Raw genomic sequence first — 22,478 nt, forward strand, 5'->3', positions numbered from 1 at the left:
AGCCAGGAGCGTTGAAAAATGACGGGTTAGGGCGTGGGCAAACCGATTTCCCGGGCGAGTTTTATCACTTCCGACAGGATAGTCGCTTCAATCGTCGACGCCCAGATGCCCGGCAGCCCATACACCATCTGCGAGGATTCGCCCTCGTAACCACCCTCCCGCAACACCGTTGCCGACGGAATATAGGCCATCACATCATTCGAATAGCCAGCTACGAAGGTGTTCGGTCCAAAAATCTGTTTGAGTTTAATAGCGTACTCCACAACGACTTCGCCACCCAGGCTAATCAACGGCTGATCGCCCAGTTGCCAGATCTGTACCGGATAGGGGTAGGATTTGGGGAAGGGCTCATTCCGTTTTAGTTGCGCCAGCATACGTTCGGCCCAGCGCGTATGATACACGACATCACCTTTCGTTACGGCCAGCAAATCGGCTTCCGTTGGGGCTTTGGCAAAAGCGAGATCGACCTCGGCATAGGCTGTGGCCAGACGGGCCGATAGGGGCCGCATCTCTTCAGCCAGTACCCGCTCTACCGCAGCGGCCAGTTCGCGGCCGTATTGCTGCGCCAGCGGGATGGTGTTGCGGGGCAGGGCGTTCTGATCGGCCCCGGCGCTCTGAAAAAACAGGGCCGTTACGCCCGGATTGGCTTTCTCCAGCTCCATCTGCGCAAACCCCGCGTAATCGCCCGACCATTTATACAGGTTCAGCACCGTCGGATGGCAGGAATACCCAAAGGCCATGGCTTTTAGTTGGCCCCGGGCGTTCAGCACTTTAATCACCGGAACGGCGTAATCATTCGGCCCTTTCAGCTCCGGCAGCCGGTGCAGAAGCGCGGCATTGTTGTTGCGCCGGTTTACCTGAAAGCGGGTAACGCCATTCTGGGCATACAGTGTGACGGGTTCTTTTTTCTGTAGAGCCTCGCCCACCAGCTCAACAATCTGGCTTTCAAGCGTGGTGGAGTACCGCCGGATTTTAGCGAGCTGCTCGGCATCCAGCGGGTAGATATCAAATAACGCATCCTGCAGCACCGGACCCGAATGCGTATGCGAACTGTTCAGAATAATCTGCGCCTTCGATAAGCCATATTTAGTCTTCAGCTGATTCCGGATTCGGTCCGAAACCTGTTTGGGAAACCCCAGCAAATCGGCAGTTACGAGCACAACTTGCCCCCCGTTCTCGTCTTCCAGTGCCAGCGCCTTCGCCCACAGGTCATGCAGCGTTCCCTCGGCGGGGTGCGTCCGAACGGCAAATCCCGCCATCCACAGCAGCTCTTTAGGCGTAATGACCACCCGGGCAACGCCCGCTTTCCAGCCCGCAGCGTCACCCGGCAGGTTACGCCCCTCGGCGGTAAAGAACGTTAGCAGGAAAAGACCTTTAACCAGGAGCAGTAAACCAGGGTGCTTCATTTTTCACTCAGCTTAGTCAGCTGATCGGCGTTTTTATGGACTTTCTCGATGGCGGCCGCGATATCGGCCATATCCGATTTACTGCCGAGCAGCATATTCTGCGTAAACCAGACGGCTTCCTGATTGCATAGCTTGTCATTCTGTGGGCACTGGTTCTGCTCTACGTACCCCCTAAAATCCAGCATTTCTTTGGGGTACGCCTTCCGAAAGTTTTTCGACTGGAAGGCGTCGTTTAGGTAGGGCTGATTGTTGAGCGTAGCGTAACCGCTCGAACAGGGAATACCTTCGGCCCGGAGCGCCTTTAGGAACCCGTCCCGCGACAATCCCTTGAAGCCTTCCTGCTGATACCGGAAGGGAAACAGGTGAAACGCAGCCCGGGTCACGTCATCGTACAGCTTATAGGGCACAATTCCGGGAATAGCCTGAATCTGCGCTTTAAGGTAAGCCGCGTTTTCGTTACGGGTGGTGGTCTGGGCATCCAGCCGTTTCAGCTGAGCGAGTCCAATAGCGGCCTGGTAGTCCGTTATGCGCAGTTTCGTTCCCTGCATGACGCTGCCGACACTCACCGAGCCTACTCCCGCGTTATAGGGATTACCGAAGTTCTGGTACGAAAAACAACGGTCCATGAAGCTATCGTCGTTACTGACAATGGCTCCCCCCTCCCCGATGGACAGATTTTTCGAGTTCTGGAAGCTGAAGCAGCCCGCGTGCCCAAACGTGCCTACCTTCTGATGGTTGATTTCGGCCAGATGGGCCTGGCAGGCATCTTCAATCACAACCAGCTTATGCTTTTGGGCAATGGGCAGAATCCGGTTCATATCGGCGGGTAAGCCCAGAATATGCACCGGTAAGATCGCTTTGGTACGCGGGGTAATTTTTGCTTCAATTTTGGCCGGGTCAATCTGAAAGGTTTCCGGGTCGACATCAACAAAAATGGGCATGGCGCCGGTAGCCAGCACGGCCGCCACGGTGGCGGTAAAGGTATAGGGCGGCACAAGAACCTCATCGCCCGCCCGAACGTCGAGTTGAGTGAGCGCCGTAATCAGGGCATTGGTTCCGTTGACGACCAGCAAACTTCGTTTTGCACCCAGCGCCTGCGCCCATTTCTGTTCAAACTCCGTCGTTACGGCCGACCGGGACCAGATGCCACTCCGGACTACGTCAAGCAACTGTTTTTCGTCAGTTTCCGGGTTCCAGATGGGCCAGGTAGTCCAGCCTTTTAGGCGGATGGGCGCACCGCCCAGTAAGGCCGGTTTATCCGACGACGTAAGCAGCACCGGTCCCAATGACTCAGGTAAGGGAGCGGCCGGACTGCTGAGACTATTGGTCAGCAAAGAAGGGGTTATGACGGCGCTTAGACCCGTCAATGAATTTTGTTTGATGAATTCTCGCCTTGACACATTCTTGTTCAGCATAGCTTATGGGCATCTTACTGCTTCACCTTTTTCAGTACGCTCTCCAGACTTACCACCGCTCCACCCCGCCGTTTACTTTCGTCGGCTGCTTCCATAAACGCAAATATCTCAATCGTCTCATCGGGCGTAACGGGTACCTTACCGGTTTCGAAGTAGCTGATGATCTGCTTCAGCAACGGCTCGTAGCCATTATAAGGCCCTAGTCGCACATTGGCGGTCTGCGTATACACCGTTCCGCCATAGTCGTGCTTGCCGGTTCGGGTACCCCGGAACGTACCAATACGTCCGTCGTTCCAGGTGCCAATTACAACGTCGGTATCCGGCGTATGCACCCGAACTACCTCCCGACAGCCGGTTCCCATAACAGTGAAGAGCGTTTCGACGCCGTGGATTCCGTACCAGAACAAATCAGGATGCGTTTTTTCAAGTACCGCCGGGCTGAACGTATCCGCACCCAATACCTGGCTTTTGTTGATGGCTTCGACTCCCGTTATGTAGCGAAGTGACGACGCGGAGAACACTGGAATACCATATTGGCGGGAGGCATCGAAGATAGCCACGACATCGGCCAGCGAAGCCGCCATGGGCTTGTCGATGAACACGCGCTTGCCCGCTTTCAGCACTTGAAGTGCCTGCTCGCGATGGAGCCGACCATCATTGGTTTCCAGCAGAACGACATCTACTTTTTTGAGCAGGTCGGCAATGGAATCAACGATTTTGACATTGAGCTTTTTTACTTCGTCAACATAGCCTGGAATCCGCTTCGTGCTGCTTTCAATGTCTTTACTGCCATAGGGATAGGCTGCTACTACCTGATACCCTTTATAATCCGGATTTGCTTCCGCAGCGTTCAGGACTTTAGTAAAGGCTGTACTGTGAGACGTGTCCAGACCGATAATGCCAACCCGTTTTCCTTTCTCGACCGCTGGCCGGACCGGCCCTATCCATTCTGGCTTACTCAGCAGGACGCTGCCAAGCGCAGCATTTTTCAGGAAGATTCGGCGGGTAGGAGTCCAGTTGTTCATGGGCCAACGAATAGCGAGTGACTACGTTGAAGGATGAATGTTTATTTCCTGATAAGCATCTTTCTGCCCTAACTCTACTGTAAGCCTTTCATTGCCGTATAATCGGCGTGAAACGCATGCTCCAATGCGCCAATCTAAATTAGGTGTATTGGTAGGCCCACCAGATCAGAAGGCCCTGTACAGGCAGCCTTCCCCAGCGTATCCAGGGCGAAATTGCAGCGAACTGATCGGCCGTAGCCATATAGATATTGGCTGGAAAGACGGCAATCAGCAGGAGAATCAACCCCCAGGCCGACAGCGAACGGGTTGCCGGAAACAGCAGGCCCAAACCGAGCCCAATTTCCGCTACTCCGCTCAGAACGACCATCAGGTTATGCGCCGGAATATAAGGCGGCATAATTGCCAGGTAAAACCGGGGGCTGACAAAATGATTTATACCCGCAGCGACGTAAACAAACGCCTGAACGTAAAGACTTAAACTGTTCATATAAGTATAGTTCAGATCAGGCGTTGGAGTTGATGTCACCTGCAGTTCATAAAACTATAAACTTTCGGTCATTGATTAAACCCTCACCGGGAAATAGCGTCCAACCGACAAAACAACAAAAGCCATGAACGTAAAAACGATGGTAGTGGCCCTGATGGCGCTGTTTATGTCGGCTGGTGCCTATGCCCAGAGCCAGACACAGGTCTACAAAGTAAAACCCCGCCTGACATCCGAACAACGGGCCGCCAGGAAAGCAGAAATGAAAGCGAAACTGGCTCAAATGACGCCCGCTGAACGGAAAGCCTTCAAACAGGCGCACCGCCAGCAGATGCAGGCTCGCCTGAACGCTATGACTCCTGAACAGCGTGAGCGCGTTATGCAGCGCCGACGCGAACATAAAGCCTTGAAACAGCAGTCTGGAAGATAGTTAGTTTGTTTGCCATACATACCCCACTGTAGCTACGCTGTGGCCTGCAAGTTTGCAGGCCACTTTTTTTAGCTGACGATGTGTCCTACAAACCCGGCACTGTTATCCAGAATCAGGCCTCCGCGCCGGAAACCCAGCCCACAGGCTTCGCCCGCGTAAAAGACCCCGGCCTGAAAAATCCGCCCGGCCGAATCCTGCGGAAAATCGACGTATTCCTGGTAAATTTTGTTGTACTCGCCGTATTCGCCATCGGCGGCCTGCCGTTCGCTGCCATCGGCGTTCAGTATCCGGACATTGGCGCCCTCCCGCCCGAAGAGCACTTTTTCCACGCAGGCTTTACCCGCCAGCGGTTTCGTGTCGGTTTCAAGTAGCAACGGGTGATGGGGGTAGAGCTCCCAGAGAATTTTCAGAATGTACTTAGACTGAAACAGTAACGTATAGGCCGGGTTAAGGACAACGCCCAGCCGTTTTCGGCTGATTGCGGTCAGCAGACTGGTGAGTTCAGATTCTTCTTCGGCAATGGACTCCCATGGCACCAGCTTGAACCAGAAATCCATCTTTTCGAACTGGCCGTTTTTCGGATTCTGCCAGAAAATGCCTTCCTCATTTGAAAATTCCACGTTATCAATAAAGTCAAATTCGATATCGAAACCGGCTTCACGAGCCGCTTCGCCAATCAGCGCTACGTTGGCGTCGTCTTCGGGAAACCCTCGCATGGCCGACAGCAGTAACGTAGGCTGCAAATCCGGGTTGAGCGCGAGGAGTTCTTCAAACTGACCCGTTAAGGTTTCGAACACGGCGTTGAACTGCTGGCTTTCGTCGAGGCCGTTGGCTTTCAGATGGGCGTACTGCACAACGGCTGTTTCGGGCAGGCAGGTGGCCGTATCAGCGTTGAACTCAATCAGCTTAATCCCTTTGCCGTCGATACCACCCGCCAGATCGAAGCGCCCGTACAGATGGATGTTCCGGTCATCGTCCCACGATAGCTTAATGAGCTCAACAAGATTTGCCGGAATACCCAGTTCGGCGAAACGGTTGTTGTCAATTACATGCTGTCCGGCCGCCACCATCATCTCAAATAGTTCATTGGCGGCTTCGTAGTAAGCATCGGCTTCGGTGGGCGTTACAATAACTACTTCGTTGGTCAGATACGGCAGCGTATCCTGACCGAGCATCCAGTCCCAGCCAAGATTACGCAGTTGCGTATCGGGCGAGGTAGCGAGGGGTTTGAGAGAAATCATATCGTTTCGGGCAGATTGGCCTGTGGCTAAACTTGAGTTGTGTTCAGGGACGTAGCGTCAGACTTAACCGCTACAGGATGTATATTCCGGTCAAAATTACCGAATCCCATGACCCGAGCTCTAATTTTCCTCATCCTTGTCCTGTTTGTTTTTGAAGCAGCCGTCGCTCAGCGCCAACCTGCCCGTTCGGCGGTGCCGGTGATTTTCGATACCGATATGGGGCCGGACTATGACGACGTTGGGGCCATTACGTTGCTGCACGCCCTGGCCGACAGCGGACAGGCCCGAATCTTGGCCACCATCGCCAGCACCAAATACCCGAAAGTAACCCAGGTGCTGAATGTGCTCAACACCTACTTTGGCCGCCCTGACCTGCCCATTGGCGTGCCCAAAGGCGATGCCGTCACCGATAAGGATACGCAGCACTGGTCGGATACGATCACGGCCCGTTATCCGCATAAAGTCAAATCGAATGATGAGGTACCGGATGCCGTTACGCTCTATCGTCAGATTCTGGCCCAACAGCCTGACCGCAGCGTAACCATCATTACGGTCGGGTTTCTGACCAATCTGGCGAATTTACTTAACTCTCAGCCCGACCGGTACTCCCGGCTATCGGGCAAGGACCTGGTCGCGCAGAAAGTAAAGAATCTGGTTAGTATGGCCGGCAAGTTTCCGGGCGGCCGGGAGTACAATGTGTTCAGGGATACGCCAGCTTCGAAGATTGTTTTTGCCCAATGGCCAACGCCAATTCTGATGAGTGGCTTCGAGATTGGCGAGAAAATCCACAGCGGTAAACCGCTGACTCAGAATGCCCAGATTCGCAACAGTCCCGTTAAGGACGTTTTTACGATTAGCCTTCCAAAATCCAAAGAAGATATAGGCGGGCGGATGAGCTGGGACCAGACGGCCGTCCTGGTTGGAATTAAAGGCTACGAGCCGTACTACACGGTCAAATCCGGACGGCTGACGCTTAACGCGGACGGTTCTAACGGCTGGGACGACGCTGGTCAAGGGCATCAGCATCTGGTCGTGAAGATGCCGGTGCCGCAGGTCGAAAAACTGATCAACGACCTCATGCAACACCAGCCCATCCGTCGGTAATTAAACGCTCGCCATTTCGGAGCGTTCGGGCGTCAGACCGGCCTGCTTCACAAACGACGCCAGCAGAGACTGGTAGTTCCGCACCTGCTGGCGGCCGTGCTCCTCGCTCCAGCCCAGTTCAGCAGCCATCAGATCGCCGACCTGCGGAACGAGCTGAGCGGTCAGTTGCCAGTCGGACAGTTCGAGTCGCCAGCGCCGGGCCAGTACGTCGCGAAGGGTCATGGCCATTTCTTCGCGCACCTGATAGATGACCTCGGCCTGCAGAAACGGCTGACTGGCGGTGAGCTTCTGCGCCAGCGCTGGTTGTTCGAGTATGAGCTGAGCTACTCGTTCGGCGCGGTTACCATAGGTTCGCATCAGGTGCTGGCAACTGTCTGCTGGCAGACCGTATCGTTGCTGTAACGTCTGCCAAGCAGCAAACTGGTAGTTTTCGCCCCCAACCAGAAAGTGGGTTTCGGTAGCACTCTGCGCCGGATTGCTTAATAATTGACCGACCTGATCAATGAGGTCCTGCGCCATCAGGCGGTAGGTTGTCCATTTACCACCGAGCAGACTAAGCAGGCCCGATGCCGGATCGTGTTCGACTTCGTGGTCACGCAACAAAGCTTTTGTATCAGTGCGGCTGCTCACAATCAGGGGTCGGATACCGCCAAAGCCGGCCTGTACATCGGCACGATCGGGCGTTTTAGCCAGATAAGGCCGAAGTGTGTCAAGCAGATAATCCACTTCCTGCGGCTCCAGAACCGGCTCGTGGTTCAGATCGGAATAATCATTGTCGGTCGTACCGACAAATACCTTATCGCCAAATGGAATGGCGAACACCACCCGGCCATCCGCCGTTTTTGGAATGAGTATGGCGCAGTCGCTGCGGAGAGTTTCGCGGGGCAAAACCAGGTGAACGCCTTTACTAGGCCGAATGCGCGGGTCAAGCGCAGGATTAGCCATCCGCCGGACCGCGTCGGCATAGGGACCGGTACAATTCAGAAATAGTTTAGATCGAATAGCAACCGTCTCGCCGGTTAGCTGGTCCTGCGCAGTTGCTGTTGTCAGCTGGCCATTAACGTCATGCTTAAATCCCGTTACGGCTGCATAGTTTACCACAGCTGCTCCAGCCTCATCGGCCGAGTGGGCCAGCGCAAGGGCATAGCGGGCGTCGTTGAACTGTCCGTCATAGTAGAGTACGGCGCTATGCATCTGCGGAGTTAGGGTCGGCATGCGTTCTAGCGCCTGCGCCCGGTTAAGCCAGCGTCCTTTGGGAAAGGCATCATGACGCGCGAAGTAGCTGTAGAGCGTTAGGCCAATGGACATATACAGGCCTTCAAACGCGCTGAATACCGGCGTCATCAACGCTAGTGGATGGGCCAGATGCGGAGCGTTACGTAATACAGTCCGTCGTTCGGCCAGGCCGTGCCGCACCTGCCGAAGCTGCGCCAGATCGAGCTTTTTAACAGCCTGCTCCAGATACCGGACCCCGCCGTGAATCAGTTTGGTGGAGCGCGATGAGGTTTCGCTCGCAATATCGCCCCGATCAATCAGCGCTACCCGATAGCCACGTAAAGCTGCGTCCAAAGCCGCCCCGGCCCCGCTGGCCCCGGCCCCGATAATACACACGTCGAATGTTTCCCCGCTCAGCCGCTTCCAGTTCTGTTCCCGATTCATTTAGGCAATATACGGCATTTAGCCCAGTAAGTAGTGAAGTAAGGCCGGTAGATTTTCGACTTAACGATTTGTTAACCAGTTTACTTACCTCTACTGATTCAGTTTATTGGCAGTAGCGCTGATTTAAGCGGAGAAGCCCCGACTGCGACTTCCGCCGAAAAAGCCACTGCGGCCACCCGAGGGCCGGACCGTGCGCGTGACCCGCGACGAGCGGATGTTCTCACCCAGTTGAGTCGAACGGCGGTACAGATCCGGATTGGCATAAACCCCCGACCCATACCGGCGGACGTCGTTGCGATACTGCGGGGCCGTAGAGCGTCCGAGCATATACCCCAGACTCCCCCACAGCAGCACATTCGCCAGACCATTGTGGTGGTGAGCACCGTAGGCCGATGGATTATTCAGGTAGGTACTGGTCGACTGATCCGTTTCTACAAGTCGCCGGGCGGCTTCAACGCTCAATGTATCGCGATGGCCGTCGAAATAACTGACAATCGCACCGGCCTGACCGGGTTCAGCCTGCACCTCGTCGGTAATCTTGAAATTACCCGGTGCCGTCTCGGTGATGTAGGTTCGAACGCCCCGGCCAAAACTGGTTTCTGTTCGTTCGGCTTCATCGGAGCGGTTGTTGCCGCAGCTTTGCAGCAGAGCCGCGCCATTAAGCAGAGCCAGGCTCAGAGTAGTACTGAGCGTAATATCTTTTACGCGCCGAAGAACGGCATGCTGACGGAGCGGTGTCATAATCAAATCAGAGAATAGTCAGCTACTAAACTACGACACCGGCGATGGGGTTACAAATAGTTCCGGATAAGCTGACCCAGGGGTCGGTGAGCGGTCGTCAGAACGGACGGTAATGGTTGCCAAACAGCACCATAAGCCCTGCTGATGCGCTCACAACACTCATGACCCGCTGGCAGTTAAACCGCGATGTCTGCAGGGTACCGTAGCTGCTCAGGCTTTTTGAGGTTACGGCATCAAACGTAAACTGAGAATGCGTATAATCGCCACTCAGATGCAGTGACAGGCAGCGGCCAAGCCGGTAGCGCAGGCTTACTCCTCCCCCCAATGCAACTGCCGCGTTCGGTGAGCCTGTTGTTTTCACCAGCATATTTACATCACCAAACTTAGCCGACATAGCGGTTTCGGGAAGCCGGGTCATAGCCTGTCCTACCAGCAGCCGGGCGTCCAGCGAGAATCGCTCCATCGGAATACTTATGTAGGGGCCAGCCATCAGCGTCGTTATCGACCAGTTATCGGCTTTCGCCGTCCAGACGGTTGAATTAGCACGGGAGGCAGCATCAATCAGCTCGTGCGTCTGCAACGCATTCTGGTGTTGTTCTCCGCGCACCATTAGACCTACCGGACCAACAATCCGGTAACCAATTGCGGCATTAACAGCCAGGCCCTGTCCCGCCATACCGGCTTTTGAATCCGTAACCGAGCAACTGGCAAACCGCCCCAGAGGTAAACTGCCCCCTGCAGAAACGGCAAAAAATCCTTTTTTATCCTGATACGATAAGATAAACGACTTCTGGCTCTGACAGAAGGACAAGCTTGTTACTACACTCGCCAGGATAGTTAAGAAAACTCGCTTCATGGCCAACCGAATTCGATGTAAGTTACTTTTAACTCACAAACAAATTCAGTGCCACTATTTCGGTAACTTCAATCAGGAAATCTCAGACTCGTTCCAGTCCATTCTCACTGTCGTTAACCATCCGTAAATAAACGCCATTGGTCCAGCCAAAACCGTCCTGATTCGGGTACTTGCCACCACCCGTAGTCAGGGCTGCGTCAACAACGTTATATTTTTCCATCATCTTACCGCTTGCTTTAAAGACTTTGTCGTTGAGTGCCAGCCAACGGTCGCGGCCTTCGCGGGCGGTTTCCGTAAAGCCATAGTTCAAAAGCCCCTTATACACAATCCATTGCAACGGTGCCCAGCCGTTGGGCCAGTCCCACTGCTGACCCGTATTAACCAGCGTTGTTACCCAGCCGCCTTCCTTTAGAAAATCAGTCTTCAGCCGGTTGTGTATGTGGCTGGCCTGCTCCGGGCTGGCCAGTTTAAAGAACAGGGGAGCGACGCCCGCCAGCGTAATCGCCGGTGTTAACCGACCAGCCACGGCGTCGTAATCATGAAAGAATCGGGTATGTTCATTCCAGAAAAACGTTTGAATCTGTTCTTTGCGGGCTGCGGCTGCCTGCTCCATTTTTTCTGCGTCAATTATCAGGCTGGTCTGCCGGTAAGCATCCCGCAGGGTTATCTCCAGAAAATAAAGCGCGCAGTTCAGATCGACCGGCACTATATCGGCGGCATGAATAGAGGTCATTGTTTTTCCATCCGAAAACCAGCGACTGCTAAAATCCCAGCCCGATTCACAGGCAGCCCGAACGTGGGTGTGAAGCGCTTCGAGATCAATGCCCAGCTTCTGAGCTTCGTCGGCCAGCTCCGCTTCGACGCGATAAGCCTCGGGCCGGATCGTCGGCGTGTCGTCCCAATGGCGGTTTAAGATTCCCTGATCAGGCACCTGAACTACGCGACGTACTATGGGGCGATCGTCGGTCAGAGCGTTACGTCCCTGCATCCAGAAGTCGTACTCCCGCTGCAACTGTGGCAGGTAGTTTGACAATACATCCGGGCCGTCTGTTTCAGCCAGCAACTGAACCATCAGTGCGAAGTAAGGCGGTTGCGAGCGGCTCAGGAAATACGTTCGGTTGCCGTTTGGTACGTAACCGAACAGATCGATCAGGTAAGCGAAATTATCGAGCATGCTGCGGATCAAATCCATTCGGCCAGCTTCCTGCAGACCCAGCATGGTGTAGTAAGTATCCCAGTAAAAGATTTCGCGGAACCGCCCGCCCGGCACTATGTATGGGTGCGGTAAAGGTATGCGGGAACTACCTTCCACCTGCGGATCAGCCGAACGCGCGAGCCAGTCCCACAGACGGTTAATGTGCTCGGCCGTAGGGATGGACGTATCGCTGACGTAATCGCTGCCTGGCTTGGGTGGTAGCACAAAGTGTTCGTGCACAAACGCGCTCAGGTCAAAACCAGGCTTTTGTTTTTCAGATTCGTACAGCGCGATGAGATGGGCCGGCACCATCTTGGGAACGCAGTCCACGAATGTTTTAGAGTCCGTAAAAACCTGCCCTAGCTGGACAGCGCGATACAATTCGCCAAAAAGCTGATCAGGCGATTGGGGACGGGTAAGGTTTGCCAAGGTGAACGTGCTTTTATAACGTAACACCCAGGCTTGCCTTTTGTCATTCAGGATTTAACGAATCCTGGTTATAAACCGCCTTTCACTGACTCGTAATCGGATTTGATTCGACCCATTTCTTTGGCCAGAAACGTTTGCAGCTGCTGGTTAAACTCGGCTTTATCGGCTTCGGATAAGGAAGCGTATAAATCTTTCAGCTCCTGATTGATGGCTGCCCGTTCGGCATCGTTGGCCGCGTTGATGGAACGGATATGGTATCGTCTGAAATCGTATTCCATAGTTTATTAATAATAAACCGGACGTTAAACAGTAGCTAGTGTCTAACGTCCGGTGTTTATTCTGTTCAACAACTATGACTGCATCAGTTCCCGCTGCTCTTTCATCCTTGCCCGCTCAATCGAGCGCGACACCAGAATACTGACCTCATACAATCCCGCCAGCGGCAGGGCAACCAGCACCTGGCTATAAATATCGGGCGAAGGCGTAATGATACCAGCCAGAACCAGAATCACAATCCAGGCGTGTTTGCGATACGACCGCATGAACGTAGGCGTCAGCACGCCCACTTTCGAGAGCACAAATGCCACAATTGGCATCTGGAACATCAGGGCGCAACCCAGCGACAGCGTCACCAGAATCCCGATATACGACGTAATATCGAACTGATTTTTAATCTCAGGCGTAATCTGGTAGTTTGCCAGGAAGTTGATGGCCAGGGGCGAAACAATATAATAACCAAACAACAGGCCCATCAGAAACAGCATCGACACGTAAAACACAGCGCCACGAGCCGCCTGCTTCTCCGTCTGGCGTAATCCAGGTTTTATAAACCGCCACAGTTCCCAGAACGCATAAGGAAACGCGAAACACAGACCAATGATCAGCGACGAGGTCAGGGCCATCGTAAACTGATCCGATACACCAAGAGCCTGCAGTTCGAAATTCAGTTTCTTAACGCACAAGTCCGCGTAACCCGTCATATCCGACAGTTTACACATCATTCGATACGTCCAGAAATTCGGGCTTTTAGGCCCCATAATAACTATCCGGAAAATATCTTCAATAAAGATGAACGCGATCAGCGCAAAGACGAAGATGGACCCCACCGCACGAATGATGTGCCAGCGGAGTTCTTCCAGATGGTCCAGAAAGGACATCTCTTTGCCGTCGGATTCGATTTCCTCGTCGGTCAGTTGATCTAATGGCATTCTATTGAGCGAAAGAGTGAATGAGCGAAAGAGTGAGTTAATAGCTGCTGGCGTTTCTGATTTCGCTCATTCGCTCATCCACTCTTTCACCCTTTGGATTACTTAACTTTTATAAAGTGGAAACGCTTTCATCCACTCATTAATTTCTTCTTTAACGGTTGCCAGAGCCGTTTCATCGTCATGATGCATCAGCACGCGGTCAATATATACGACAATTTGCTCCATGTCCGATTCCTTCAGCCCGCGTGTAGTCATGGCCGCCGTTCCGACCCGCATCCCCGACGTAACCATCGGCGACTTATCGTCGAACGGCACCATGTTCTTGTTAATGGTGATATCTGCTTTAATAAGTGTGTTCTCAGCTAATTTACCCGTCAGGCCTTTCGAGCGCAGATCAATCAGCATCAGGTGGTTGTCGGTGCCACCCGAGATGATCTGGTAGCCCCGGCTCAGGAACGCGCTGGCCATTGCCTGCGCGTTGGCCTTCACCTGAACGGCATAGTCATAAAAATCGTCGGTCAGAGCCTCACCAAACGCTACGGCTTTAGCCGCGATGATGTGCTCCAGCGGGCCGCCCTGCGTACCGGGAAACACACCTGAATCGAGCAGCGACGACATCATGCGGGTTTCGCCCTTTGGCGTTTTGATGCCGAACGGATTTTGAAAATCGTCCCGCATCATAATCATGCCTCCCCGCGTGCCCCGCAGCGTTTTGTGAGTCGTTGTGGTGACGATATGCGCGTAAGCCAGCGGATCGTTCAGCAGACCTTTGGCAATCAGGCCCGCCGGGTGCGACACGTCGGCCAGCAGTAGCGCCCCTACTTCATCGGCAATGGCCCGCAGACGGACGTAATCCCAGTCGCGGCTATAGGCCGAAGCACCACAGATCAGCATTTTGGGACGTTCACGTTTAGCCGTTTCTTCCACTACGTCGTAATTAATTACGCCAGTTTCACGTTCTACGCCGTAGAACGTCGGGCGGAAATATTTACCCGAAATATTGACCGGCGAACCATGGGTCAGGTGACCGCCATGCGACAGGTCAAAACCCAGTATCGTGTCGCCGGGTTGCAGACAGGCCAGGAATACCGCCGTGTTAGCCTGCGCCCCAGAGTGCGGCTGTACGTTCACCCAGGTAGCGCCGAAGAGTTCCTTAGCCCGGTCAATGGCAATCTGTTCAATCTGGTCTACCACCTCACAGCCGCCATAGTACCGTTTGCCCGGAAGTCCCTCCGCGTATTTATTGGTTAAGACGCTCCCGGCGGCTTCCATCACCTGGGGCGACACGAAGTTTTCGGAAGCGATCAGTTCGATACCGGATTCCTGCCGGTGCTGTTCCTTGGCAATCAGGTCAAATACCTGCGTATCGCGGGTGGTCGTTGCAGTCGTCATGCGCGTAGTTCTGTTCGGTTAGTTACCCGTTCGCCTGTTTTGTTCCTTGAAGCCAATCTGGCAAACAGGCAAACAACCAATTATTTATACGACAAAGGTACGGCGGAAAAGGATAGAATAAATACGATTGTCGGGTTCATCGCTGCGTTAATGTCGGTTGGATTGAGCACCGAATGGAAATATTTTTGCTGAATTTCTGTTGCTCAATAAATCATCAATTACCCAAAGCGGTATGAAATTCATTCCTGCGCTCGTTGTCTGGCTTTTACTGCCACTCCTGACGTTCGCCCAGATTCGTAAAGACCCGACCTCCTGGTCGATTAGTGCTCCCAAACAGCCCGCCAAAGTAGGCGATGTGATCAGCGTTCGCGTTCAGGCACGCATTGCCGATGGCTGGCACATGTATTCCAACGACCTTGATCCCAACATTGGCCCCGTCCCCACAACGCTTAAGTTTACGCCTTCGGATGCGTACACGCTGGTGGGCACGGCTACCCCCGTGGGCGTTGAAGAAGTGTTTGAAGAAGTATGGGGCGCGAAAGTGCGTCAATTCAAGAATCAGGCTGTTTTTGTTCAGAAAATAAAGTTAACCAAACCGAATGCCACCTTTACCGGAACGGCCGAATACCAGGTCTGCTCGGATAAAGACGGCGTTTGTCTGCCCCCCGCCGAAGCAGAATTTTCGGTAGAAATCAACGCAGCCGCTACGGCCGCTCTGCCCACATCGGCAACCACGGCCGTAGCCTCCGCTCCTGCAGCGGCTTCTGCCACAAAACCAACCGCTGAAACCGCTGTTGCTGCTGAAACCCAGCCTTCCACGTTAACGGCTACGCAGGGGGCCGCCAACCCGACCGTAACGGAAGCAGTGAAAACACCCAGCGAAACCTTGGATGCCACTGCCCTGACAACTACCGAAACCGCTGACCAATCCATGACCGGATTTATTCTGGCGGCTTTTCTATCGGGTTTGCTGGCTCTGCTTACGCCCTGCGTTTTCCCAATTATCCCGATGACGGTTAGTTTCTTCACCAATCAGCCGGGAGGGCGCTGGAAAGCTTTGCTGTTTGGGGCGTCCATTATCGGTATTTATGTGCTGGTGGGGACCGTCGTGTCGCGCATCAATGGCCCGGCCTTTGCCAACTTTGTCAGTACCCACTGGCTGCCCAATGTCCTGTTTTTTGCTATTTTCTTTGTTTTTGGCCTGTCGTTTCTGGGTCTGTTCGAGATTGTGCTGCCTTCTTCACTGGTCAACAAAGCCGATGCACGGGCAGAACGGGGCGGTCTGGCAGGCGTGTTCTTCATGGCCTTTACGCTCGTACTGGTCTCGTTTTCCTGCACCGGACCAATCGTCGGCAGTTTGCTGGTAGCCTCGGCCGGGGGCGAAGTGGTGAAGCCGATTATTGGTATGACCGCTTTTTCATCAGCGTTTGCGGTGCCCTTTACGCTCTTCGCGGCTTTCCCGCAGTGGCTCAAGAGTATGCCTAAATCGGGGGGCTGGCTCAATTCGGTTAAGGTCGTGCTGGGCTTTCTGGAACTGGCGCTGGCGCTGAAGTTTCTGAGCATTGCCGATCAGGTCTATCACTGGGGCCTGCTCGACCGTGAAGTTTTCCTGTCAATCTGGATCGTCATTTTTGCGTTGATTGGCTTTTATTTTCTGGGCAAAATTCGCCTGCCGCACGATAGCGAAACCAAGACCGTCAGCGTACCGCGTTTACTGCTGGCTATTCTTACGTTCTCGTTTGTGGTGTACCTGATTCCGGGTTTGTGGGGCGCTCCGTTAAAAGCCCTGTCCGGCTATCTGCCCCCCGAAACGTCGCAGGATTTCAACCTGCAGAATCGAACGGCCGCCCTGAACGCAGCCGCTGCGAATCCCCTCGGTGAGACGCCCAAATACAGCAATCTGTTTGAGCTTCCGCACGGTCTGCAGGGCTTTTTCGACTATAAACAGGCTCTGATCTACTCAAAAAAGGTCAACAAGCCGGTGTTTATCGATTTTACCGGGCATGGCTGCGTTAACTGCCGCGAGATGGAAGCCCGCGTCTGGCGTGATCCAGCCGTGTTATCGCGTCTTCAGAACGATTACGTAGTTGTAGCGCTTTACGTCGATGACAAAACCGAACTGCCGGAAGCAGACTGGTACACCTCATCGTATGACAACAAGGTGAAGAAAACCATTGGCGCGCAGAACGCCGATTTACAGATTACGAAGTATAACAACAATGCCCAGCCGCATTACTGCCTGGTTGATGAGACCGGTAAACTTCTGGTAGCCCCGAAAAACTACGATCGCAGCGTCGAAAATTTCGTTGCTTTCCTGGATTCGGGTAAGGCAAAGTTTTAGACGTTTTCACGTAACGCTATAAGAAACGCCCCGCCGAATACGTTCAGCGGGGCGTTTCTTATGAAAAAGAAGAAGGACTAAACCGCAGCTTTGGCCGGAATTGCCTGCGACTGTACCAGCTCCATATCCGGCTTCGACTGGTCGGCCAGGCTTACTCGACCCCGTTCTTTCCGGACAATCCGCGAGAAAAGCGAGATTTCCTGATCGAACAGGAACCGGAAAAACAGCCGGACATACGACGTATGATATTTCAACGTATCGTAATACTCTGGCGCAGACTGCTTGATCTCTGGCAGTTTATTCCAGGGGATGGACGGAAAATCATGGTGTTCGTTGTGGAAGCCTACGTTCAGGTTCGGGCCGTTTAGCTGACCGTAATAGCTGTACGTCTCCTGCTCGGGATCAAGCGTCAGATAGTGTTCCTGAATCCAGCGCGCGCCCAGCGGATGCAGGCCAACCGAGAAAAACAGACACAGCAGCATAAAGGCCAGCGCTTTCCAGCCAAACAGCGTAACGATCAGGATGTCGAATACGAGCTGCACCACCATATTCAGCGCGACCCAGCGGTCAATCACGGCCAGTTCGCGCATCCGGATAGTGCGGATGCCCTGGAAGATCGGGAAGAATAGCAGCCAGAGGGCTTTGCCAAGCGAGTAATTATTGATGAGTTTGGCCTCGTACCAATCGGGTAAATCTGCGTCCAGTTCATGCACTCCCTGAAACGCGTGGTGCTTGATATGGAAATTTTTGAATGACAGAGCGGTCGGCAGCACGGTCGGGAGATTGGCAAAAATAGCGGCCCAGGCATTGGCGGCTGGTTTGCGAAAAATCAGATTGTGGGCGGCTTCGTGAATGCAGACAAACAGCGTGTGGGCCGGAAATGCGCCAATGAACCACGCAGCCGCTACAACCAGCCACCAGGACTGATCGCGAACAAGATAGGCAAGGCCCGTCATCAGCGAAACGCAGCCCAGAATGATCCAGAAGGTGGTCGGATTCTTCTGGCCGATCAGCTTTTTGATTTCAGGATGCGATTTCAGGATCTGCCGGGTACGAATCCGGTGCGGCTCAGAAGCGGTTGAGCGAACAAAATCAGTCAAATTTGCCATAGTTGATGTCGCCGGTAGTAAAATCGGAGAATAAACGAAAGGTAAAACTACTGAATTTTTAGGTGTAACTTCTTATCCAGAGACAACCACTCTCTAATTTTAACCGTTTTCTCATCTCAAAAGAAAAGCGGAGCCAATTGGCCCCGCTTTTGCTGATTCAGGTTGATTCAACTTCAATTCACTAAATGGTATTTTTAAACGGGGTGAGTGCAGCAGGTGAAATCAATAGTGCACGCGAATGGTGGGTCGATACGAACTACTAACTTCCCTTGCTGCACCCACTCCGTTTAATAGCCTATTGGGAATGAATACCCAAGTGAAAGGGCAACGCCCCGGTTACGCACGTTGACATTGACAACGGGAACCTGCACCTGCCGGCTGAAGCCATGCGTGTAGCGCCCTTCAACAAAAAACTTTCCGGTTCCGGCATCCATCGAGAGGCCCAGACCACCTACGGCCCCAACATCCCACCGATTCAGCATCCCGCCATAGTTGAGATCAACATCAATCGGCTGGGTAGTGATGAGCGCCGTTGCCCGGGTCCGGATGCGGCCATCCAGAGCGTAACTCACGGCTGGTCCGGCAATAAAATACGGCTGAACGGGTCCGTCGCTTAAGTTCACTTTAGCCAGTAACGGAATCTCCAGAGTCTGCGACTGATAGGCCATGCGTGCCCCGATAGGCAACTGGAACCCACCCAGATTCAGATCAAGCCCTTGTTTCACGACAAAGCCTTTCTGGACATAAGCCACTTCGGGCCGGAACGAAACGCGGTCGCTGAGAGGAATATCAAAAAATAAGGCTCCGGTTGGCCCCGGCGAGGGGTGGAACGTTGGCGTCAGGCTTCCTAAAAACTCCGGTTTAGAAGCAAAGCCCCAGTTTGCCCCGCCCCGGATACCTACCTGAACCTGAGCAAACGACGTTTGAGCAGCCATTAAACCCAAAGCGACGACACCAGCAAGCACAATTCGTTTCATAGTTGTTAACGTAAAATTCATGTTCAATTGAGTACATCGTCGGCAATAGGCAATCAGGTTTTTGCGTAACTCTTCGGTTTGACAATGCGTTAGTCAAAAAGATTAACCGACTGGCAAATTATTTTATACCCTGCTATGAATGCCCAATTAGATCAGCTTACAGCCCGTATCGAGCCATTACGTCAGCAACTGACCAACCATCCTCTTTATTCTGCCGTCCGGACGCCGGGCGATTTGGATAGTTTTATGCAGGCGCACGTCTGGGCAGTCTGGGATTTTATGTCCTTGCTGAAAGTCCTGCAACGAGAACTTACCTGCGTGACGATTCCCTGGATTCCTGTGGGCAATGCCGCTACCCGTTACCTGATTAATGAGATTGTTATTGGGGAAGAAAGCGATGTTGATCCGGATGGGAATCGAACCAGTCATTTCGAACTTTATCTGCAGGCCATGAAGCAGGCCCGTGCCGATACGCGGGCGATAACAGGCTTTGTCCGTGAACTAAGCGCTGGTACGTCGGTGCGCGACGCCCTGACGGGTTCAGACCTGCCCGAAGGTAGTCGTCGGTTCGTAAATTTTACCTTTGATCTGATTGAACAGGGGCGGCTTCACGAAATTGCCGCGGTGTTTACGTTCGGACGGGAGGATCTGATTCCAGATATGTTTATGGCGCTGGTTCAGCAGTTGCGGGATCAGGCGCCGGAGCAGCTGAGCTTGTTCTCCTATTATCTGGAGCGTCATATTGAGGTTGACGGTGATCATCACTCCCACCTCGCGAAAGCCATGACGATCGAACTTTGTGGCAACGACCCGCAACGCTGGCAGGAAGCTATAGCTGCCGTGGAAAGGGCTCTTCGCTTCAGAATTGCGCTCTGGGACAGCGTTCATGAACAGATTTCACGGAAGCAATTGTTTGCAGCTTAGATTTTTCTGATTTCTTTGTTGCTGCCGCCCGAGTGTGCCCGTCGCCTGCTCGGGCATTTTTTTGACCAGAGAGCTAGTTGTACTATTTATTGAAAACATTGCAATGGTCTTGTAACTTTACTTGTCACGTGCGATCCCAACCGCTGATGAAATACATTAAGCCCACTAAGTTTAGCTACCTGCCCAAGTTCCTGATGCCACTGGACGTACTCGGCCTTTTCGAGCGGGATCCATTTGGCAACTCGCTTGTGATCAGACGGATACTAATCGCTATTGTAGGCTGGCTGACCTATGCGCGTTACACGGTCGTGAATCGAATTCAGATTGAAGGTACCGAGCATCTGGAAAATCTGCCGATCAACAACGTTTTATTCTTATCCAACCACCAGACCTATTTTGCCGACGTCATTGCATTTTTCCACATCTTCTGCGCCGTGAAATGGGGATTCCAGAACACAATGCTGCCGCCGGTTTATCTACTTGGACCCCGCGCCCGGCAGTATTACGTAGCCGCTTCCGAAACCATGAAAAAAGGGATTGTGCCCCGGATTTTTGCCGCTGGCGGGGCATTGACCATTGAGCGGTCGTGGCGGGCAGAAGGCCGGGAAGTGCAGCGCGCAGTAGACGCGTCGGCGAACGATAAGATTGCCAAAGCACTAGCTCATGGCTGGGTTGTGAGTTTTCCGCAGGGTACTACCAGCCCTTACGCGCCCGTTCGGAAAGGAACGGGATATCTTATCAAAAATAACGATCCGATCGTAATTCCGATTGTTATCAATGGGTTTCGACGAGCTTTCGACAAAAAAGGCTTACGCTTCAAGAAGCGAAACACCCTCCTGACGGTTCGCTTTAAAGCACCGCTCCAGATCGGCCCTGACGAAAGCGTTGACGATATCGTTGCCAAAGTTCGTCACGCCATCGAACAGGACGCTCCGGAATGGGTCAAATAAAAAACCGGGGCCACAGCTTTATGCTGCAGCCCCGACCAGTATCACCGGATGGCGTTTCGTTTTAGAGAAGCCAGCGAAAAAAGATATACAGCGTAAAGGACAGCAGCATTGACACAGGCAGCGTCAGCACCCAGGCCAGCGCAATGTTGCGGACGGTACCCGCCTGCAGGTTTTTAATCCCTTTGTTGGCCACCATACTACCGGCAATACCCGACGACAGAACGTGGGTTGTACTAACGGGTAGCTTCAGCCACGAGGCCACGCCAATCATGGTAGCAGCAGTTAGCTCGGCCGAAGCGCCCTGCGCATACGTAAGGTGCTGCTTACCTATTTTCTCCCCTACCGTAACCACAATCCGACGCCAGCCGATCATGGTGCCAAGTCCCAGCGAAAGAGCGATCATCAGAATCACCCAGAAGGGGGCATAATCCGTAAATCGACGTAGCCCTGTCTCTTCGCTCAGGCTGCTTTTCAGCGTGGCCAGTTGATTGGTGCTTAGATTGGCGCCCTCATCCTGCGCAATTTTATTCATATTGCTGTTAATGAGCAGCAAATCCTTCCGAACGTCCAGCCGGTTTGTTTTCAGAACGTTATTATCGGATTGCGACGTAGTCGCCAGCGTTTTCAACTCGGCGAGTTCGGTGCGGGTACGGGCCAGTCGCGCGCGGTTGACGGGAGCCAGCTGATTGGAATCCAGAGCAGCAATTGTCTGCTCAATGGCCGTAATATTCGGCGCCATCAGCCGCGGATCCAGATCAGGCTTAATGGCAAACTGAAACGGAACGATACCGATCAGAATCAGCATAATCAGGCCCACGCCTTTCTGCCCATCGTTGCTGCCATGAAAAAAGCTTACCAACGAACAGGTGGCAATCAGAATCCCACGAATCCAGGACGGCGGGGGGGCGTTTTTCTTGGGTTCTTTGAAAAGCTGAGCTTTCGTTGTTTCAGGGACAGACCGACGAATGGTGAACATGATGACAATCACCAAACTGAAACCCAACAGGGGCGACAGCAACAGCGCATAGCCAGTTTCAATGGCTTTTTCCCAGTTGACGGCTGCTCCCTGCGTGTTTTCGGGCAATGTCGAAAAAGCCAGACCAACGCCCAGAATTGAGCCAATCAACGTATGCGAGCTTGAACTGGGTAAGCCAAAATACCATGTACCCAGGTTCCAGATGATGGCGCTCAGCAGCAGCGCCAGTACCATGGCTACGCTATGGTAAACGTTCTGGTCAACCAGCAACTCAACCGGCAACAGGTTAACAATACCCATTGCCACACCAATGCCACCAAGCAGCACGCCCGCAAAGTTGCAGATACCCGACCAGACAACAGCAACGGTCGGTTTTAATGAATTGGTATAGATAACTGTGGCAACGGCGTTGGCAGTGTCATGAAAACCGTTGACAAACTCAAAAGCGCAGGCAGCAAAGAGACTGATAAAGAGGAGGATAAAAACATCCGTTTCTAATCCAAACATGGGAAATGATCTTCGGTGAGCAGGCCAGATTTAAATGCGTGAGCCTATAATTTGTACAAAAGTACGGTAATCGTACAAGAGCGATATTACCAAATTGTTAAGCCGTTTA

At 53.2% G+C, this 22,478-nt stretch carries 20 protein-coding genes; 5 read left to right on the forward strand and 15 right to left on the reverse strand.

The genetic code is table 11. The features are described 5' to 3' along the window. Window positions 1-26: 26 nt before the first annotated feature. The 4 genes from HNV11_RS20395 to HNV11_RS20410 all read right to left on the reverse strand — a co-directional run bounded on the left by HNV11_RS20395 (window position 27) and on the right by HNV11_RS20410 (window position 4,333). Window positions 27-1,406 carry a neutral/alkaline non-lysosomal ceramidase N-terminal domain-containing protein gene (locus HNV11_RS20395; RefSeq protein WP_171741420.1) on the reverse strand — a complete coding sequence of 460 codons (1,380 nt, stop codon included), beginning with the start codon at window positions 1,404-1,406 and terminating at the stop codon, window positions 27-29. Then, the gene (locus HNV11_RS20400) at window positions 1,403-2,821 is read right to left on the reverse strand and encodes a DegT/DnrJ/EryC1/StrS family aminotransferase (protein WP_171741421.1); all 1,419 of its coding nucleotides are present in this window, start codon (window positions 2,819-2,821) and stop codon (window positions 1,403-1,405) included. The genes HNV11_RS20395 and HNV11_RS20400 overlap by 4 nt, the downstream gene beginning before the upstream one ends. A gap of 14 nt (window positions 2,822-2,835) precedes the next feature. Next, on the reverse strand, window positions 2,836-3,846 hold the full coding sequence (locus tag HNV11_RS20405) for a Gfo/Idh/MocA family protein (protein WP_171741422.1): 1,011 nt from the start codon (window positions 3,844-3,846) through the stop codon (window positions 2,836-2,838). A gap of 139 nt (window positions 3,847-3,985) precedes the next feature. Beyond that, entirely contained in the window at window positions 3,986-4,333 is a 348-nt protein-coding gene (locus HNV11_RS20410; RefSeq protein ID WP_171741423.1) for a DoxX family protein, read from the reverse strand. Window positions 4,334-4,457: 124 nt separating this feature from the next. Here HNV11_RS20410 and HNV11_RS20415 point away from each other — a divergent pair, with 124 nt between their 5' ends. Continuing rightward, window positions 4,458-4,760 (forward strand): hypothetical protein, encoded by a 303-nt coding sequence (locus HNV11_RS20415; RefSeq protein ID WP_171741424.1) that lies wholly within the window; start codon window positions 4,458-4,460, stop codon window positions 4,758-4,760. Window positions 4,761-4,828: 68 nt separating this feature from the next. On the opposite strand, the gene HNV11_RS20420 is transcribed toward HNV11_RS20415, so the two are convergent. After that, window positions 4,829-6,001, reverse strand: a complete 1,173-nt coding sequence (locus HNV11_RS20420) for a glutathionylspermidine synthase family protein (RefSeq protein ID WP_171741425.1) — start codon at window positions 5,999-6,001, stop codon at window positions 4,829-4,831. Between the two features lie 108 nt (window positions 6,002-6,109). Here HNV11_RS20420 and HNV11_RS20425 point away from each other — a divergent pair, with 108 nt between their 5' ends. Then, the gene (locus tag HNV11_RS20425) at window positions 6,110-7,105 is read left to right on the forward strand and encodes a nucleoside hydrolase (protein ID WP_171741426.1); all 996 of its coding nucleotides are present in this window, start codon (window positions 6,110-6,112) and stop codon (window positions 7,103-7,105) included. Here the strand turns inward: HNV11_RS20425 and HNV11_RS20430 are convergent, their stop codons facing one another. The 7 genes from HNV11_RS20430 to HNV11_RS20460 all read right to left on the reverse strand — a co-directional run bounded on the left by HNV11_RS20430 (window position 7,106) and on the right by HNV11_RS20460 (window position 14,585). Continuing rightward, window positions 7,106-8,764 (reverse strand): glycerol-3-phosphate dehydrogenase/oxidase, encoded by a 1,659-nt coding sequence (locus tag HNV11_RS20430; RefSeq protein WP_171741427.1) that lies wholly within the window; start codon window positions 8,762-8,764, stop codon window positions 7,106-7,108. Window positions 8,765-8,887: 123 nt separating this feature from the next. After that, window positions 8,888-9,505: a hypothetical protein gene (locus HNV11_RS20435; RefSeq protein WP_171741428.1), complete on the reverse strand. Its 618-nt coding sequence runs from the start codon at window positions 9,503-9,505 to the stop codon at window positions 8,888-8,890. Window positions 9,506-9,602: 97 nt separating this feature from the next. Beyond that, entirely contained in the window at window positions 9,603-10,361 is a 759-nt protein-coding gene (locus HNV11_RS20440) for a hypothetical protein (protein WP_171741429.1), read from the reverse strand. An 82-nt stretch (window positions 10,362-10,443) separates the two neighbouring features. Further along, on the reverse strand, window positions 10,444-11,985 hold the full coding sequence (gene treF, locus HNV11_RS20445; protein WP_171741430.1) for an alpha,alpha-trehalase TreF: 1,542 nt from the start codon (window positions 11,983-11,985) through the stop codon (window positions 10,444-10,446). A gap of 68 nt (window positions 11,986-12,053) precedes the next feature. Continuing rightward, complete coding sequence (locus tag HNV11_RS20450; protein WP_171741431.1) at window positions 12,054-12,263, reverse strand: hypothetical protein; 210 nt, start codon at window positions 12,261-12,263, stop codon at window positions 12,054-12,056. Window positions 12,264-12,335: 72 nt separating this feature from the next. After that, a complete protein-coding gene (gene tatC, locus HNV11_RS20455) occupies window positions 12,336-13,193 on the reverse strand; it encodes a twin-arginine translocase subunit TatC (RefSeq protein WP_171741432.1) in 858 nt (285 codons plus the stop codon). 102 nt (window positions 13,194-13,295) lie between these two features. Then, complete coding sequence (locus tag HNV11_RS20460) at window positions 13,296-14,585, reverse strand: serine hydroxymethyltransferase (RefSeq protein ID WP_171741433.1); 1,290 nt, start codon at window positions 14,583-14,585, stop codon at window positions 13,296-13,298. 232 nt (window positions 14,586-14,817) lie between these two features. Here HNV11_RS20460 and HNV11_RS20465 point away from each other — a divergent pair, with 232 nt between their 5' ends. Then, entirely contained in the window at window positions 14,818-16,926 is a 2,109-nt protein-coding gene (locus tag HNV11_RS20465) for a protein-disulfide reductase DsbD family protein (protein WP_171741434.1), read from the forward strand. Between the two features lie 77 nt (window positions 16,927-17,003). On the opposite strand, the gene HNV11_RS20470 is transcribed toward HNV11_RS20465, so the two are convergent. Together HNV11_RS20470 and HNV11_RS20475 are read right to left on the reverse strand one after the other, a co-directional pair. Beyond that, window positions 17,004-18,035 carry a fatty acid desaturase gene (locus HNV11_RS20470; protein ID WP_171741435.1) on the reverse strand — a complete coding sequence of 344 codons (1,032 nt, stop codon included), beginning with the start codon at window positions 18,033-18,035 and terminating at the stop codon, window positions 17,004-17,006. A gap of 287 nt (window positions 18,036-18,322) precedes the next feature. Beyond that, complete coding sequence (locus HNV11_RS20475) at window positions 18,323-19,012, reverse strand: porin family protein (protein ID WP_171741436.1); 690 nt, start codon at window positions 19,010-19,012, stop codon at window positions 18,323-18,325. A gap of 135 nt (window positions 19,013-19,147) precedes the next feature. On the opposite strand from HNV11_RS20475, the gene HNV11_RS20480 reads away from it, so the two are divergent. Together HNV11_RS20480 and HNV11_RS20485 are read left to right on the forward strand one after the other, a co-directional pair. Beyond that, window positions 19,148-19,936, forward strand: coding sequence for a DUF3050 domain-containing protein (locus HNV11_RS20480; protein WP_171741437.1), 789 nt, complete (start codon window positions 19,148-19,150; stop codon window positions 19,934-19,936). Between the two features lie 146 nt (window positions 19,937-20,082). After that, window positions 20,083-20,886, forward strand: coding sequence for a lysophospholipid acyltransferase family protein (locus HNV11_RS20485; RefSeq protein WP_171741438.1), 804 nt, complete (start codon window positions 20,083-20,085; stop codon window positions 20,884-20,886). 61 nt (window positions 20,887-20,947) lie between these two features. On the opposite strand, the gene HNV11_RS20490 is transcribed toward HNV11_RS20485, so the two are convergent. Continuing rightward, on the reverse strand, window positions 20,948-22,369 hold the full coding sequence (locus HNV11_RS20490; RefSeq protein ID WP_171741439.1) for an inorganic phosphate transporter: 1,422 nt from the start codon (window positions 22,367-22,369) through the stop codon (window positions 20,948-20,950). Between the last annotated feature and the right edge of the window lie 109 nt (window positions 22,370-22,478).

It is taken from the genome of Spirosoma taeanense, assembly GCF_013127955.1.
Taxonomy (GTDB): Bacteria; Bacteroidota; Bacteroidia; order Cytophagales; family Spirosomataceae; genus Spirosoma; species Spirosoma taeanense.